This is a genomic window from Nocardia sp. NPDC056100, assembly GCF_042266325.1.
Classification (GTDB): Bacteria; Actinomycetota; Actinomycetes; order Mycobacteriales; family Mycobacteriaceae; genus Nocardia.
Genome location: NZ_JBHJVY010000001.1, coordinates 492,597 through 508,407 on the forward strand (window position 1 = coordinate 492,597; position 15,811 = coordinate 508,407).

13 protein-coding genes and 1 pseudogene are annotated in these 15,811 nt (G+C 64.1%); 12 read left to right on the forward strand and 2 right to left on the reverse strand.

Going from position 1 to position 15,811, the window contains the following annotated elements; translation table 11 throughout:
* Window positions 1–148 precede the first annotated feature (148 nt).
* The 5 genes and pseudogenes from ACFC0O_RS02235 to ACFC0O_RS02255 all read left to right on the forward strand — a co-directional run bounded on the left by ACFC0O_RS02235 (window position 149) and on the right by ACFC0O_RS02255 (window position 5,348).
* A complete protein-coding gene (locus ACFC0O_RS02235; protein WP_375953082.1) occupies window positions 149–259 on the forward strand; it encodes a DUF4192 family protein in 111 nt (36 codons plus the stop codon).
* Window positions 260–287: 28 nt separating this feature from the next.
* Window positions 288–716: a DUF4192 family protein gene (locus ACFC0O_RS02240; protein ID WP_375953084.1), complete on the forward strand. Its 429-nt coding sequence runs from the start codon at window positions 288–290 to the stop codon at window positions 714–716.
* 87 nt (window positions 717–803) lie between these two features.
* Window positions 804–1,119: pseudogene (locus ACFC0O_RS02245) on the forward strand (DUF4192 family protein).
* A 257-nt stretch (window positions 1,120–1,376) separates the two neighbouring features.
* On the forward strand, window positions 1,377–3,482 hold the full coding sequence (locus ACFC0O_RS02250) for an ATP-dependent endonuclease (RefSeq protein WP_375953086.1): 2,106 nt from the start codon (window positions 1,377–1,379) through the stop codon (window positions 3,480–3,482).
* A 9-nt stretch (window positions 3,483–3,491) separates the two neighbouring features.
* The gene (locus ACFC0O_RS02255) at window positions 3,492–5,348 is read left to right on the forward strand and encodes a UvrD-helicase domain-containing protein (protein WP_375953088.1); all 1,857 of its coding nucleotides are present in this window, start codon (window positions 3,492–3,494) and stop codon (window positions 5,346–5,348) included.
* Between the two features lie 77 nt (window positions 5,349–5,425).
* On the opposite strand, the gene ACFC0O_RS02260 is transcribed toward ACFC0O_RS02255, so the two are convergent.
* Window positions 5,426–6,025 carry a DDE-type integrase/transposase/recombinase gene (locus ACFC0O_RS02260; RefSeq protein WP_375953090.1) on the reverse strand — a complete coding sequence of 200 codons (600 nt, stop codon included), beginning with the start codon at window positions 6,023–6,025 and terminating at the stop codon, window positions 5,426–5,428.
* Window positions 6,022–6,201 (reverse strand): hypothetical protein, encoded by a 180-nt coding sequence (locus ACFC0O_RS02265; RefSeq protein WP_375953091.1) that lies wholly within the window; start codon window positions 6,199–6,201, stop codon window positions 6,022–6,024. Before ACFC0O_RS02265 ends, ACFC0O_RS02260 begins: the two co-directional genes overlap by 4 nt.
* A gap of 779 nt (window positions 6,202–6,980) precedes the next feature.
* Between ACFC0O_RS02265 and ACFC0O_RS02270 the strand changes: the two genes are divergently transcribed.
* The 7 genes from ACFC0O_RS02270 to ACFC0O_RS02300 all read left to right on the forward strand — a co-directional run bounded on the left by ACFC0O_RS02270 (window position 6,981) and on the right by ACFC0O_RS02300 (window position 15,786).
* Entirely contained in the window at window positions 6,981–7,745 is a 765-nt protein-coding gene (locus ACFC0O_RS02270; RefSeq protein WP_375953093.1) for an SDR family oxidoreductase, read from the forward strand.
* Window positions 7,746–8,095: 350 nt separating this feature from the next.
* A complete protein-coding gene (locus ACFC0O_RS02275) occupies window positions 8,096–10,822 on the forward strand; it encodes an AAA family ATPase (protein ID WP_375953094.1) in 2,727 nt (908 codons plus the stop codon).
* Between the two features lie 72 nt (window positions 10,823–10,894).
* Window positions 10,895–11,803, forward strand: a complete 909-nt coding sequence (locus tag ACFC0O_RS02280) for a fumarylacetoacetate hydrolase family protein (protein ID WP_375953096.1) — start codon at window positions 10,895–10,897, stop codon at window positions 11,801–11,803.
* Window positions 11,804–11,853: 50 nt separating this feature from the next.
* Entirely contained in the window at window positions 11,854–12,216 is a 363-nt protein-coding gene (locus tag ACFC0O_RS02285) for a nuclear transport factor 2 family protein (protein WP_375953098.1), read from the forward strand.
* Window positions 12,217–12,293: 77 nt separating this feature from the next.
* Window positions 12,294–13,397, forward strand: a complete 1,104-nt coding sequence (locus ACFC0O_RS02290) for an AMP-binding protein (protein ID WP_375953100.1) — start codon at window positions 12,294–12,296, stop codon at window positions 13,395–13,397.
* Window positions 13,397–14,761: an aldehyde dehydrogenase family protein gene (locus ACFC0O_RS02295; protein ID WP_375953102.1), complete on the forward strand. Its 1,365-nt coding sequence runs from the start codon at window positions 13,397–13,399 to the stop codon at window positions 14,759–14,761. Before ACFC0O_RS02290 ends, ACFC0O_RS02295 begins: the two co-directional genes overlap by 1 nt.
* Before the next feature lie 35 nt (window positions 14,762–14,796).
* Window positions 14,797–15,786 (forward strand): diiron oxygenase, encoded by a 990-nt coding sequence (locus tag ACFC0O_RS02300; RefSeq protein ID WP_375953104.1) that lies wholly within the window; start codon window positions 14,797–14,799, stop codon window positions 15,784–15,786.
* Window positions 15,787–15,811 lie beyond the last annotated feature (25 nt).

The following is a 15,811-nucleotide window of genomic DNA, read 5'->3' on the forward strand; positions in this document are numbered from 1 at the left end:
GTACGCATAGCTGGTTCGCCTTGACCGCCTTCTCTCGCCGCCGGTGTCGACGCGTTTGCGCTCACCGCCCCGAACGGCACGGCGCGTACTCTGTCCAGTTGGTAATGCGTTGTGTCCGTGAGGCTTTCTTCGATCGAAGGAGGCTGACATGCCGCCGGAAATACATATCGCCGAGACGGGTGCTCTCATCGCCGCCATTCCCGCGATGTTTGGCTTCATCCCGGAACGGTCCCTGGTCGTCCTCATGCTTACCGAGTAGGACGACGGGCAGATGCAAGGTAGCGGCAGTGATCCCCACCGACGTACCGCGCGAGGGTAAGCCGTCCAACCGCGAGATCGCCCAGCGAATCGTCGAGACCGCTTCGCGCACAGAAATTGTTGCGGTGCTTGCCATTGTCGTGGACGAACGCCTGGCTGGGTCGGCTCGGATCCTTGATGCCAAGGAAGGACATCGTGGCCTGTTGGCGACTCTCGAGCTGTCTCTACACCAGGTAAGGACCACGCCCGCTAGGGGTTGGGCAGTCCCCCTTATTCAGGCGGGTTCGCCGTGGTGGAGTCTGCTCGAATCGACTCAGCTCGGCGCCCAATCCGATCCTGCCGCTTCGGTTCTCGCGACCGGTAGAATTCTGGCCCGCAAGGCTCCGTATCGAAGTCGGATAGAGCTTGTCGGGGGTCGCCGAGGTCGACGTTATGCTGCGCAAACGAGTCGCCGCTGAGTTGCCACGTTTGGAAGCCGAGGCGCAACGGCGTCTAGTTCGCGATATCCAGATCGGTAATCCCGATGCCTACAGTCGCCGAGCGCTATGGCGGATGATGCGCGCGAAAAACAGTTCCACGGCCGTCGTAAGGTGACGCCAGTGGATCTGGCCGATTCCTCGATTGCGCTGCGCGACTCGGTCGTTCGTGACTACCTCTTCGGAGTCGCGGGCGGCGTCTCTGCCTTTGCGGCCGAACAGCTCTGGACGATGATGACCCGCAGTGCCCGATCCGCATCGCGCCGATCCGGCGACACAGTTGGCGTTCAGCCCCTATCTGCGCAGCGACGAGCCGTCGGCCAGGATCGCGTTGAACGCAGCGCTCAACGCGGATCCCAAGAATCGAACGACACAGCTGCTATAGCCAGCGTGCTGCTGGTCGGCTCCGCCGCGGTATGCGGTCAAGTGCGGGACCACGAGGGGATCACTGGTTAACATCGACTGGCATTGGGGTTGCGATCCTGTCATGGAGCTATCTTTCAGCTGACCGATCGTGCCATATGAACTACCTGTCTGTGCCTTCCTCAAAAGTTGGTCACTGGCGCACCCCGTGCGCCATTACCATCTGCACGGAGAATGCCGAATGTCGTTCGGATTGACCGTGACTGGGATTAGGCGGAAATGACGCTACACATAAGCCGGGTTCGGATTGTCAACTTTCGGAATTTCGGTGATCTCGATATCGACCCTTTCCCCTCCCCAGCAGTGATTGTGGGAGAGAACGGCGTCGGCAAGAGCAACTTCCTGTACGCGCTCCGCCTGGTACTGGACCCGGACCTACCCGACTCAGCACGCGAACTCAAAGCCGAGGACATCCACGACGGAGCAATCGGTCCGTTCGGACCCGGTATGCCGGGCGGGGCTCAAGTCGTGGTCGAAGTGGAGTTCAGCGGCTTCGATGATGACGAGGAGGCGGTTGCTGCGCTGTCCGGTGCGTTGACTCGCCTGGATCCACCGATGAGAGCTGCCCTGACCTATCGCTTCGCACCTCGGTCCATGCTGGAGATGCCCGGCGACGCCGTCAGCTCAGGTACAGACAAAGACAGCGACATTGAGGGCCAGCACGTGTACGGCCCCAGTGATTACGACTTTCGCGTAATGAAGCGGGACGACCCGACCACCGATGCCTCGCGTACTCGCCGATTGGTGAGCCTGCACGTTCTGCCTGCTCTTCGCGATGCCGAAAAGGATCTGGCTCGGTGGAACCGCAGTCCGTTGCGGACCCTGCTCGAAGACCTCGACTTGGATCCCGCCAAGTTAGCAGCGGTGGCCGCCGATATCGATGCGGCGGCCGGCAAGCTCGCTCTGGAGCCGGAAGTCGACGGCCTTCAGGTGCGGTTGGCGACTCGTTTGCATGCGCTGGTCGGGACACGGCTGCCCGTTGAACCCACCGTTGGTGTCACCTCGAGTCGTCCCGATTCTCTCCTGCGAAGTCTGCAGCTGTTCATCGATGCCGCTCGAACGCGGAGTGTCGCCGACACCAGCCTCGGGGCAGCAAACGTGCTGTACCTGGGTATGCTGATTGAGGCATTGGCCGTCCGGAGAGCCGCGAGCGCCTTCGTCACCACCATGATGGGCGTAGAAGAACCTGAAGCGCACCTCCATGTAGGCATTCAGCGGCGACTCTTCCGACATTTGCTGGCCACCGAACCCACTATGCTGTTGACCACGCACAGTCCTCATATCGCCGCAGTCGCACCGCTGAAGTCTCTGCTATTGCTGCGCGCCATGACAAACGAGACCGTTGCGACCACAACGTTGCAAGTGGGCCTCGACGCCAATGAAGTACAAGACATCAGTCGGTACCTCGACGTCACTCGAGCTGAACTTCTTTTCGCTCGCGTCGTATTGCTGGTCGAAGGGACGGCGGAGGTTTTCCTGCTGCCCGCACTGGCGGCAGCGACGGGATTCGATCTCGATGAGTACGGGGTCGTCATCGTCAACGTCGCGGGAACCGACTTCTCGCCCTACGCCAAACTCCTCAGCAAGAACGGACTCGATATCCCATACGCCGTCCTCACCGACGGCGATCCTCTGCGCACAAGCGAATCGCCCGAACTCGGGTTCCGCCGAGCCGCGGAGCTGCTCAGTGACCAGCAACAACGCACGCAGGTCTACGAGGCAGTACAGGACCTTATTAAACTCGAGAAGGATGATCCCGACGCTGCGATCGTTCTCCGCCGATCACTGCAACGCCTCTGCGCCAACGACCTGATTTTCGTCGGCGACGAGACACTCGAAATCGACCTGCTTGCACTGATCGGCAGCGAGATGATCAGCGCATACAGTGAGCTGTCCTCCGGGCATGAACGACGCGCAGCCAATATGGCCAGAGACATCCTCCGATTGTTGCCCATCGGTAAAGTGAGGCTTCTGCACGAGCAGGGCGAGGCCGCCGACCTCGTCAAGTCGGCCGGCACCGAGGATGCTGACGAGGTTACCGGGACGCATCGTGTCAAACGGGTCCTCAACCGTATCGAAGAGCGAGGCAAAGGGCGGGTCGCTCAACGAGTAGCAGACCACGTCGGCGATCTCGACTTGCAACAACGAGTTCTAGGGTTACTGGAAGCTCTCGGCGTCGCTGTCGATGCCGATGTCAAAGCTGGGAAGAAGCCGATCGGCATCGACCTGCTGTGTAAGGCCAGTAGCGCGCAGGCGTGTTTGCAGATCCTGGATTGGGCGAGCCGACAAGCCCGTGAACAGCCATTGTTCGACGCGAAGAAGTGAGGGTGCGCTGTGCCACGACGCAACCCGGTTTCTACGTTGCTGATTCCCCCACTACTGGCTGCCGACATTCGATCCCTGGACTCTGACCAGCAGAAAGCTGTGACGACACCTGGCAACGTTGTCATCGTCGCCGGTCCCGGCAGCGGCAAGACACGAACACTAGTCGCGCGCGCAGGTTACTTACTCTGCACACAGATCAGCCCTCTGCGAGGGCTGGCCGCCATCACCTACACCAACCAGGCAGCATTGGAGCTGCAACAACGTCTTGCGCTCCTGGGCGTCTCGGATTTACATCGACTGTTCGTCGGCACACTCCACTCCTTTTGTCTCACACAGGTATTGACCTACGCCGAGCTGGCGGGCATGGATCTACCTGCGATGGACTCGCTGATGTCCATGACGGAAATCAACAGATTGCGGGATGAATGCGCCAATGAGGCGGGCGCGAACCGCTACGCACTGAAGGAGGTCTTCACGACCCTGAGGCGACGCGTGGTAGCAGGGGAGGACGTGAGCCAGGAGAACCCTGCCAACGTGGCCGCGATCGAAGAGTACGAACGCCAATGCCAGCGCATGCGGGTCTGGGACTTCGATGCCATCGTCTTCAAGTCAGTCGCTTTGTTGCGAGACGTTCCCCAGGTCGCATCGATCATCAAGGCGAAGTACCCCACGATCCTGATAGATGAATACCAAGATCTCGGCGCCGCACTGCACAGCCTCGTCGAATCACTGATTTGTGCCGGGGTGAATGTGACCGCGGTAGGTGATGCGGACCAGAGCATATTCGGATTCACCGGCGGTGATCCGAGATACCTGGAGGAGCTGTCCAATCACGAGGACTTCCAAAAGGTCGATCTCACCACGAATTACCGCTGCGGGTCGGCGGTCATCGCGGCCGCTGAGGTTGCCCTGGCCCAGAGTCGTGGTTGGCGCGCGGACCCATCGCGCCGCGACCCTGGCACAATCGAGGTCAAGATCGCCAGTGGTGACCAGAACGAGCAGGCACGACAAGTGTGCGCTGCGGTGTCGGAGCTTCTCGCCGCCGGAGTTCCGCCCCATGAGATCGGGGTCCTGCTGAGGTTCCGTGCGCCCCTCGCACCGCTCATCTGCGCAGAACTTACGGGCGTGGGGATTCAGGTACGTCTGGAAGGCAGCTCAGCTTCTCTGCAGAGCCTGGTGGGGAAGTGGATCTCGTCGTGTGCACTGTACGGGAGTCGTCTGGCCCAGGCGGGGAATAATTCTTCTTCGGCACCCTGGCCAAAAGGTGTCGATGACCTGCTCGATCAACTGGACCGGCTTCGCTCTCGCGCGGGCTACGCCCGCAGCACCGCCCCCTTACTCGAACAGATCCATTCCCTGCACGCGATCCTTACCGTATGTGGTCCGCGAGGCGAACCCTATGATGTCCCGACGTGGACCTCACGACTCACTGCGAGCCTTGACCTTAAGCGACTATGTGCCTTACTCGGTGACAGCCGTAACCTTGATGAGCTCAGTCTTCTTCTGAGTGCACCAGCGGGACAGCCGCTGAAAGAGATCGCTAATGACCTGGCTTCCACTGGTCGCGTGTCGGTTGGGACCTATCACAGTGCGAAGGGGCGAACGTTCACCGCGGTGCTCCTCCCTGCGCTGACCGAAGGGGTCGTACCACCGTGGGGACGAGATTTCGGTCGGCCCGTCCCGCCGCATGAAATGAAGGTCCGAGAAGAGCGCCGCAATTTCTATGTCGCGTTGACGCGCAGCAGTGGTGCCGTCTTGCTATATGCGGCGACGTCTGGCGTCGACAACCGAGGAGAACGGATCGACCGCGGGTACTCCCGATTCGCCCTCGAACTGGCAGACCGATTACATGTAGCCATCCCATAAGCCGCACATTGTTCGGCGACCCACTCAACCAGGGTCAGCGCCCGATTCGATACCATCTTTGCGACTGGTTACCCGAGTCATCCGGGGCTGCTGCAGGATCGGGTGACAGTGGTTAAGCGGCCTGTCGGGCCGCTGGGAACATGATCACCGCGCCGGGCGACGGCATTGTTCAGCGCGGTCACCGCAAGCCGGGACTTCATTCTCGAATCGATCGAGTAACCGATGATCCGGTTGGAGAACATGTCCTTGACCGCGCAAAGATACAGTTTTCCTTCGCTGGTGTGATGTTCGGTGATATCGCTGAGCCACAAAAGATTTGGCGCATCACTGCGGAAGCTCCGCTGCACCAGATCGCCATGGACAGGCGGCCCGGGTTTGCCGGTCCTAGCGCGTCGCCGTTTGCCGAACGCGCTCCACGACCGGTTCGTCGAGCAGTTCCGCCGCGCGGTCCGCCCGGCCATCGTTTCACCGGCCTCGCAGGCCTCATCGGCGAGAAATCGGTAGCCAAATTCGGGATCGTCGCGATGGGCATCGAATAACGCGTTGGCCCGATACGCCTCGGTGACTTCGCCGTCGGTGACCGGTTCGGCCAGCCACCGGCAGTAGGGCTGACGAGCGAGCTGCAACACCCGGCACGTCACCGCCACGGGAATCCCTTCGGCGGCAGCCTCTTTCACGAGCGGGTAGAGCCGTTTCCCGGGATCTGCATCTGCGACAGATACGCCGCCGCGCGGCGCAGGACCTCGTTCTCCTGCTCCAGCAGGCGGATCCGGCGTCGGGCATCACGTAATTCGGCTGCTTCGCAGCGCGTGGTTCCGGGCTTGTTCCGGTCATCGATATCGGATTGGCGCATCCATTTCGACAGTGTCGTCGGATGAACCCCGAAATCGGCCGCGATCTGCTCGAGCGTGACCCGTCGTCACGGTTACAGCCGACCCGCACGACGTCGTCGCGGAACTCTTTCGGATACGGCTTGGGCACTGCGACATCCTCTCGAGCCTGCTCCTCAGCAAGCCATCTCGGTGCCACCTGCCCCTGCAGCAGCCCCTTCTCGGGTTGACGATCGATGATCTCAATGTCGACGACCGCCTCATATTGCTTCGAGAAAAGGGCGACACCGAACGCTAGCAGCCTGTTTCGCCAGAACTGATAACTCGGCTCGTCGAGCCTGTCTCAGACTGCGGCTGTGTTCGAGCGACCAACCAGGTCTTACGGTATCGCAATGGACGCCCGATGGGCCGCCGCCGCTATGACTACATATACAAGAGACTCCGCGATCACTTACCCTGGGCCGCAGCACTTCAGGTAAGCGCACACTGGATACGCCACACCACACTGACTTTCGTCGAGCGGGAGTTCGGCTACGCCGTCGCCAGAGCATACGCGGGCCACAGCACGCCGGGCGGCTCCGGCGTCACTCTCACCTACGTACAGGCGAGCCTTCCCGAAGTCGCTGAAGCCCTCTCGGCTATCACTAGGCAACCACACCCGCTGGCCCGCAACGCTCAGCGCATAGCAGCTGCGCGAGCCCCACCGCGGCGAGCGGAGCCGGTCAACGGTATCGCGTGACGGCATGAACCCCATTTGGGGCAAATTCGATCAGATCTTGGGACTGAAGTAGCGTGCCTTCACATGAGCGAAGATCTGGTTGGGAAGAGTGCGCTGGTTACCGGGGCGAGCCGGGGTATCGGGTTCGCGGTGGCTTCGGAGTTGCTGCGGCGGGGAGCCAATGTTGTGGTGACCGCTCGGAAGCAGGGGCCGTTGGAGGAGGCTGCCGAGCAGCTTCGGGGGCTCGGGTACTCCGGCAAGGTTGTCGCGGTGGCGGGGAATTCCGGGGAGGCCGAGGCTCGGGCGGAGCAGGTTGCGGCTGCCGTGGCGCAGTTCGGGTCGTTGGATGTGCTGATCAATAACACCGGGATCAATCCGGTGTACGGGTCGCTCATGGAGGCCGACCTGGATGGGGTGCGCAAGATCTTCGATGTGAATGTTGTTGCGGCGCTGGGGTATGTGCAGGAAGCCTATAAGGCTTGGATGGGTGAGAACGGTGGGGCGGTGGTCAATGTGGCCAGCGTTGCGGGGTTGCGGTCCACCGGGGTTATTGCCGCTTATGGCGCGTCGAAGGCCGCTTTGATTCGGCTTACCGAGGAGCTTGCTTGGCAGCTCGGGCCGAAGATCCGGGTGAATGCGGTGGCTCCGGGTGTGATCAAGACCAAGTTTGCGGATGCGCTGTACTCGGCGGATGAGGAGGCCGCGGCGGCGGTGTATCCGATGAAGCGGCTCGGGTCGCCGGAGGATGTCGCGGGGCTGATCGGGTTCCTGGCGTCGAATGAGTCGGCGTGGATCACCGGGACCACCGTTCGGGTGGATGGCGGGCTACTGGCTACCGGCGGTATCTGACAGAGCCGAAAACACCCGCCCCGCACCGTGATTCGGTGCGGGGCGGAATCATGTACGGCCCCGGAGCGAACATGCCCGCCACTCGCCCGCATACGCGAACGGGGCGGCCGCTTACCCGAACGGCGAGGCATCAAACGCCGCGGATTTCCGGGAGTTCGACTGCTGGACAATCGATTTCAGGACGAGCGGTCGCTTTTGCCCGAACCCGGCAATTCGCCTTGCCCGTGTACATTGGCGACCGGCGCGCTCGAAAAGCTCTGCCCGAGGGCGCCATGCAGCCGTCCCCATTACGACCCACCATTACACAGCCGCCCGAGCACGTCGCGGGCGGTGGTTAGGGCTGGTCCGCAATGATCGACTCCGACGACCACACTCTGGGCGAGCCGAATCGACGGTGGCCCCGGCACGCGGCGGCCCCGCCAGTGGCGCGCTCGCGGCTGACCAATCGACTCCAGGCCGCGCTCGCCGGGCGTGTCACCTCGGTGGTGGCCCCGCCCGGATACGGTAAGAGCACCCTCATCGCGCAGTGGCTGGAGACGCCGGAACCGCGCCGGCCGCGCGCGGTGGTGCACACCCTGCACGAACGCGATGACGATCTGGGACGCTTCGCCCGGCACCTGATCGAGGCGGTAGAGCGACTCGGCGCGGATCCCCGGCGCACCGCGAGTCTGGAAGCACTGGCGCACAAGGAGATTCGCGATTCCTCCCGCGAGGCCCCGGAAGCGTTCCTGCGCGCGCTGCGCGATACCCTCGACGATGTGCCGCAACGCTCGGTGCTGATTCTCGAGGACGCACACCATCTGCGCCGGGAGAACGTGCTGGCCCTGCTCGACTATCTGGCCGAGGTGCTGCCGCCCCCGATGCATCTGCTGGTGACCAGCCGGACCTCGACGCCACTGCGGCGCGCGGCCACCCTGCGCGTGCGCGGACAGCTCACCGAACTGTCCCCGAGCGATCTGGCCTTCACCTCCGCCGAGGCCCGCGCCTATCTCGCCGATCAAGCCCCGTCGCTGTCGGAGCGGCAGACCGAATCGATCATCGAACGGTGTGAGGGCTGGATCGCCGGACTGCATCTGGCCGGGCGCGCCCTGGCCGCGCATCAGGACCCGGAAGCCTTCCTGCTGGCCTTCACCGGCCGCACCCGCGATGTGGCCGATTTCCTCGGCCACGAATTCCTCGATCACCGGTCACCGGAGGTGCGGGACTTCCTGCTCGATACCGCGGTGCTCGATGTGCTCTCCGCCGATATCTGCCAGGCCGTGACCGACCGGGCCGACAGCGGCGCGATCCTGCGGGAGCTGGAGGCCGAGGGTGGTTTCCTGCTCGCTCTCGACGATGAGGAGTCCTACCGCTTCCACACCCTGTTCGGCGAATTCCTCAGGGGCGAACTGCATCGCACCGAGCCCGATCGCGCCCGCAAATCCCATCTGCGCGCGGCCGATTGGCTCGCCGATCAGCACCGCCTGCCCGAGGCCGTCGATCATGCCGTGGTGGCCCGCGACTTCTCCCGCGCCGCAACACTTCTCACCGAGATCATCGATACGGTGGATTCCGGCTGGCCCGATTCGGAGGTGGAGTCGCTGCTGGCGAAACTGCCCCGCCATGTCATCGAGCGCGAGCCCGCGCTGGCCATTCGAATGGCCTCCACGGCACTGTGGGCGGGCCGCCCGGCCGAGGCGCTGCTGTGGTGCGAACGCACCGAAGAGCTCTGCGACGACGGCGATTTCACCATGGAGGCGAGCTGGCTGCGCACGGTCGCGTACTGGAACCTGGGCGCGCTGGAGCAGACCATCATCTGGGGTGAGCGCGCGCGAGGGGTGCTCGATGAGCGCGAGGCGACCAGCCGCCATCGCGATACGCTGCCGCGCCTGACCGTGCTCGAGACGCTCGCCGAGGCATACGACAGCATCGATCGTTTCGATGCCGCACTGGAAGTTCTGCGCGACGGACTGGACCGGTCCCGCGAGGGCGCGCACCCGCCCGCGTTCGTGACACTGCCGGGCAAACAGGCAGCCGTGTTGAGCCATCTCGGAAACCTCGAACAGGTACGCGAATACGCCGAATTATCGCTGTCCGCCGCCGCGCAGGCCGGGCAGTCCGATGAGCCCGCCATTCTGGAGGCCCGCGTCGCACTCGGCGAATTGCAGTGCGAGCGAGACGATCTCGTCGGCGCGGAGCGCGAATTCCGGATCGCCGCCGCGGTCGGCCCGGTGCCGGATCGGGTGCCGATCCGCGCCCGGGGCATGCTCGGCCTGGCCCGCAGCGTGTTCTTCCAGGGCCGGGTCGGTGAGGCCTTCGAGGTGTTGCACGAGGTGATGGGCATCGACACCCGCGCGGGCCTGCCCGAATTCGTGCGGCATCGAGTCGCCGGACAGCAGATCCGATTGCGGCTGATGAATCGCGATCTGAGCGGCGCGCACGGCTGGCTGTCCGAATTGCACCGCCTCATCGGTGACGCCCCGATGCACCGGGGCCTACAGGTCTGGTTCGACTGCGAAGACGGCGCGGACCCGCACCTGGTGCACGACACCGCGAACGATCTGCTGCACAACACGTCCCAGCGCCCATTGCAGGCGACCCTCAAACTGCACCTGATCATCGCTCGCGCACTGCGCCTGACCGGTGACCTCGACGAGAGCCGTCAGCACACCCGCACCGCGCTCGAATTGGCCGCGCCACAGTTCATGGTGCGCACGCTGATCGAGGGCGCGGGCACCGATTGTGAGCAACTGCTGCACGATGCCGCGGCCGATGAGGTGCACGCGCCGTTCGTCGCAGCCGTGCACGCCGCCCTGGACCGCAATGCGGCGCTTCAGACGGGTGCGCGCGCCGCGCGTGGTCCGCAGAGCCCGCCCGCGCCCATCGAACCGCTGACCCAGACCGAGTCGGAGCTGATCCCGTATCTGTCCGCGGAGCTGACCTACGCGGAGATCGCGGCGCGCCGTTTCGTCTCGGTCAACACCGTCAAATCGCAGTTGCAGGCGGTCTATCGCAAGCTCGGCGTCACCTCGCGCATCGCGGCCATCGAGCGCAGTCGCGCCCTCGGCCTGGTCAGCGGTGCGAGGGTGAAGGTGTGAGGGTGACGGGCCGTAGCCCCTTTCACCCGTCCGGGTGATGACCCGCCCGCCCGATGCGGCAATAGTCGAGGTATGACCTACCCGGGCGATACGAACTGGACCAGCGACCACGTCGCGGGACCATTCGCACTGGGTACCTTCGGTTTTCCCGGTGACCGCCCGTTTCCGGGGCTGCTGGCCGAGGGGACGGTGCTGGATCTGCGGTTCGTGCCCGAACTGTGGGAGACGGCGATCGACCGGCCGTCGATCCGCGGCCTGCTCGAGAGCTGGGACGAGTCGCTCGAACTGCTGAGCGCGGTAGTCGACCGCCGTACGCACTACGACTGGTTCGATGCCGACGATGTCCGGGTGTATCCGCCGGTGCAACCCCGTCAGGTCTTCCAGATCGACGACGATCGGGCCCGGGCACCCGAGCCCGCCCTGGTACCCGGATTGACCTCGGCGCTGACCGGTCCCTTCGATGTCGTCGCGATCCCCGCGTGGGCGGCGCAGCTGGATTGGGAACTGGAACTGTGCGTGGTCATCGGCCGCCCGACCTTCCAGGTCGCGCCGTACCAGGCGCTGGACCATATCGCCGCCTACACGATCGCCAACGACCTCACCGCGCACGATCCGCACGCGCGGTCCGATCCGAGCCGACCGGATCCGGACTGGCTGCGGCGCAAGAACTTTCCCGGCTTCACCCCGCTGGGCCCGTACCTGGTCCCGGCGGCTTTCCTCACCGAACCGCAGCGGCTGCGCCTGACCGTCCGTTTGAACGGACAGGAATTGCCGCATACCGCCGAATACCGATGCGTCGATATCGCCCAACTCGTCTCGCACGCCTCACATCTGACCCGTTTGCTGCCCGGCGATGTGCTGCTGACCGGGAGCCGGTCGGGCAATGGCACCCGCCGGGGGCACTGGCTGGTGCCGGGCGATGAAATCGAAGCGGTGACAACGACTCTCGGTCGGCAATGCACCAGATTCAAACGCGCGTAGTGAAAAATGCTCGGCAACCGGAAATATTCACGAATATGGAAGGAAGACTCATGCAGGATCATGAAGCAGTCGACAGCTACTACCAGGCCTGGACCGAACTCGGCGGCGACCTCGGAAAGGTCCCGCTGGCAGACGATTTCCTCTTCGTGAGCCCGGTCGCCACGCTCCAGGGCCGCGAACAGGTACAGGCCATGGCGGCGCAATTCGGCCCCGCCGCAGTCGATTTCCGGGTTCGCGAGCAGTTCGTCGCCCCCGGTGCGGTGACCACCATCGTCGAATGGGAGCTGCCCGGCGTCGAGGGCACCACCAGCGCCGCGGAACTGCTCACGGTGCGCGACGGGATCATCCACAAGGCGGAGCTGTTCTACGATCCGCACCTGGTCATCGAATTCTCCACTGCCGCAAACAAATAGCCTGAATTCGCATTCTCGGCAACGGCGCGGTTCGACCGCGCCGGCGCTGAGCCATACCCTTCAGAGGATTAATTTTCATGTCTGTTTCATCAGTCGAAAGCTCCGCCCTCGACTGCCCGATCGGCGAGTATCCCGATGCGGATCAATTGCTCCGGGAAGCCGTGCGCTGGCATTTCGATCCGGAGACCGGTTCCCGATTCTGGCTCGATCGCCGCCCGAGATTGGGGTTCGATCCGATCGAAGAGATCACCACTTTCGCCGATCTCAAAAAATTCCCCTATGTGATCAATGAACTGCGTGATGTCCCCGCCGAGGATCTGATTCCGCGCGGCCTCACCGCCGCCGATGTCTACGGCGTCTACGAGAGCGGCGGCACCACCGGCTCGCCCAAGCGGGTCATCTGCACGAACGAGTGGCTCGATCGCTGGATCGCCTTCAGCGAGCAGCAGTTCCAGCTGCGCGGCCAGCAGCCGGGCGGAAACTGGCTCGGCATCATGCCGTCCGGCCCGCATATCTTCGGCGCGGCCCTCAAGGAGCAGGCGCATCGCGGCGGCGGACTGCTGTTCACCATCGATATGGATCCGCGCTGGGTCAAGAAGCGCATTGCCGCCGGTGATATGGAGGGTGCGGGGCAGTACGCCGCGCATCTTGTCGAGCAGGCGAGCTATCTGCTCGAAACCCAGGACATCGCCGTCATGGTCACCACGCCCGCGCTGCTGGAGCGACTGGCCGCCGATCCGCGCCTGGCGAAGTTGATCACCGAGAAGGTCGAGTACATCCAGTGGGGCGGAATGCATATGGACGCCGACACCCGGCATCTGTTCCGCACCGAGGTGTTCCCGGGCATCACACTCCAGGGCGGCTACGGCAGCACCATGGTGTGCGGCGGTTCGATGGAGCGCATCGGCCTGGCCGATGACGAGCCCTGCATCTTCGATCCGCTCGGCCCGTTCATCTCCTTCAATGTCATCGACCAGCAGAGCGGCGAACCGGTCCCCTACGGCGAACGCGGCCAGGTCGTGATGAACCTGGTCTCCAAAGGCATGTTCCTGCCGAACAATCCGGAGCGCGATACCGCACTGCGTTTCGAGGCGCGCCCCGGAATGCCCGGTGACGCGGTCGCCGATGTCCAGCCGCTGCAGTCGTTCGACGAGGCGACCGTCATCGAGGGCGTGTACTGATGGTGCCCGTACTCGGCGCGCTGGGAAGCCGGGGAGCGTACAGCCCGATCCGGCGCGAGCAGATCACCGATGTACGCGGCACCGTGCGAGCCGAATTGGGTTTGGTGCCGGACCTTTTCGTCAAACGCTCGATGGCGGAGACGGGCACGCACACGGCTCGGTCACTCGATGAGCGTGCCAAGATGCTCGCGGTCGCCGGTGAACTCTTCCGGGACAGCACCATTGCCGGAATCTCCCCCGCCGAGTATCACGAGCTGGTGGCGGTCGTCTCCGGTCTGCCGATCGGCGTGGTGCGCGCCGCCGCCGATGTCATCGCCGAAGCCGCGACCCGCGCGGTCGATACCGCCTATGCCGCCATACCGACTCGGGCACAGGCGAATTGGAGCGAAGTAGCCGATGCCAGCGCCGTATGGACCAGGCGCGGCCGCTCGCTCGCGGTGAATGCCGCGGGCAATCACCCCGGCGTGCATTCGCTCTGGCTGGAGGCGCTCGCACTCGGCTACGGCGTCGCGGTGCGCCCGTCGCGGCGCGAACCGTTCACCCCGCACCGCCTGGTATCCGCGCTCTGGGAAGCGGGATTCACCGGTCCGGAGATCGCACTGCTACCCGGTGGACAGGAAATCGCCGGATCCATGCTGTCGGCCGCCGATCTCGGCCTGGTCTACGGCGGCGACGATGTGGTCAACCGCTATCGCGACGATCCGACGGTACTACCGCAGGGACCGGGCCGGGCCAAGGTCCTGCTCACCGGCACGGTGACCGACGAGGATATTCGCTTCGCCGCGGATTCCATTGCGTACCAAGGCGGTACGGCGTGCGTGAACGCGACCGCCGTCTACGTCGAACACGACCATGGCGAGGTGGCCCGGCGGATCGCCGAACTGCTCGCCGAACTGCCCGCGCTCCCGCCGGAGGATCCGGCCGCGGTGCTGCCCTGCTGGACCGAATCCACCGGAAACGCCGTGGCGCAATACGTTCGGAGCCAGGTCGGGTCCGCCACCGCCATGCTGCCGGAACAGGACACGGTCACCTCGCTCGGCGACGGCAGCGTGGTGCTGCGCCCGACCGTGTACGCCTGTGATCGCCCCGACGCACCGCAGGCCGGGCTCGAAATGCCCTACCCCTGCGGATGGGTGCTGCCGTGGACACCCGGCGATGCGTCGGTCCTGACCGACAGCCTGGTCGTCAGCGCGGTCACCGATGACGAGGAGCTCATCACCGCCCTGGTCGATGATCCCTCGATTCGCAATGTCTACCTCGGCCGCGTGCCGACCTATCGAGTGGAATTCGGCGTCCCGCACGACGGATTCCTCGGCGAATTTCTCATGCGCTCCAAAGCTGTGGCGCGGCAATTCATTTCGTGAATGCATCCAGCATGAATGCATGAAAGGAAGTGGCCGTGAGTATCGAACATCGGCCGCCGATCAGCCCACCGGATCTACCCCTGCACGATCCCGACGTACCGATCGAGAACGCGGTCATCACCAGGCTCTCCGGAAACTGGGGTAAACGAGCCGCGGTCAAACGCCCCGAATCCGATCTGCTCGAATTCTTCGAACCCGATCGGCTCGACTGTCCCGAATCCCTGCTGCCCTTCCGGGATCACCCCGACTATCTGCGGCTCCCCGAGGAAACCCAGCGCCGCCTGCACGCCTGGGGCTGGATCGCATTCAACAAGAATGTGATGGATATCGAACAGCACGTGGTGAATCCGGGATTCGCGGTGCTCGCCGAGGATGCCTTCGGCACCGGTCTCGGCGATAAACTCACCGTCGCCGCCACCCAGGCCATGGTGGACGAGCAGTACCACACGCTGATGCATTTCAATGCCAGCGCCGCCACCCGCGCCGGCCGCGGCTGGGATCTGCCCGAGCGCGATCTGCCGCTCGCGCACAAGGTCCGCTCGCACGCCCGAGCCCTGGACGAGGCCGGTTCAGCACGCGACCGAGCACTGACCGGGCTGGGCTATATGACCGTCGCCGAGATCTCCATCAATGCCTTCCTGGAGCTGGTGGCGGGCGATAAGACCATCCAGCCGATCAACCGGACCACCGCCGAACTGCACAGCCGCGATGAGTACTGCCACTCCTCGGTGGCGGCCGAACTGGCCACCATCGTCTTCGAGGACCTGGACCCCGCGGATCGAACGACGCTGCTGCACAGCATGGCCCGGGCCATGGAGGCGTTCGCGGCCACCGATTTCACCACCTGGACCGCGGTCCTGCAGCGGGAGGGTATTCCCGAGGCCGACCGCATCATCGCCGATGTGCGTGCGGCCGGAAACCGGCAGCGGATCCTTCAGGACTTCCGTGGTCTGCGGAAACTCTGTCAGTCGTGGGATGTAGTCGACGCCTTGCCATTCGACTGGTCCACCACGATTTCCCAGTAGTTCTCCCTCGAAGAAATGGTTCGGA

Coding starts and splice junctions, on each gene's coding strand:
- ACFC0O_RS02235 (WP_375953082.1), top strand. CDS start 149: ATGCCGCCGGAAATACATATCGCCGAGACGGGTGCTCTCATCGCCGCC.
- ACFC0O_RS02250 (WP_375953086.1), top strand. CDS start 1,377: ATGACGCTACACATAAGCCGGGTTCGGATTGTCAACTTTCGGAATTTC.
- ACFC0O_RS02265 (WP_375953091.1), bottom strand. CDS start 6,201: ATGCGCCAATCCGATATCGATGACCGGAACAAGCCCGGAACCACGCGC.
- ACFC0O_RS02270 (WP_375953093.1), top strand. CDS start 6,981: ATGAGCGAAGATCTGGTTGGGAAGAGTGCGCTGGTTACCGGGGCGAGC.
- ACFC0O_RS02275 (WP_375953094.1), top strand. CDS start 8,096: ATGATCGACTCCGACGACCACACTCTGGGCGAGCCGAATCGACGGTGG.
- ACFC0O_RS02280 (WP_375953096.1), top strand. CDS start 10,895: ATGACCTACCCGGGCGATACGAACTGGACCAGCGACCACGTCGCGGGA.
- ACFC0O_RS02285 (WP_375953098.1), top strand. CDS start 11,854: ATGCAGGATCATGAAGCAGTCGACAGCTACTACCAGGCCTGGACCGAA.
- ACFC0O_RS02290 (WP_375953100.1), top strand. CDS start 12,294: ATGTCTGTTTCATCAGTCGAAAGCTCCGCCCTCGACTGCCCGATCGGC.
- ACFC0O_RS02295 (WP_375953102.1), top strand. CDS start 13,397: ATGGTGCCCGTACTCGGCGCGCTGGGAAGCCGGGGAGCGTACAGCCCG.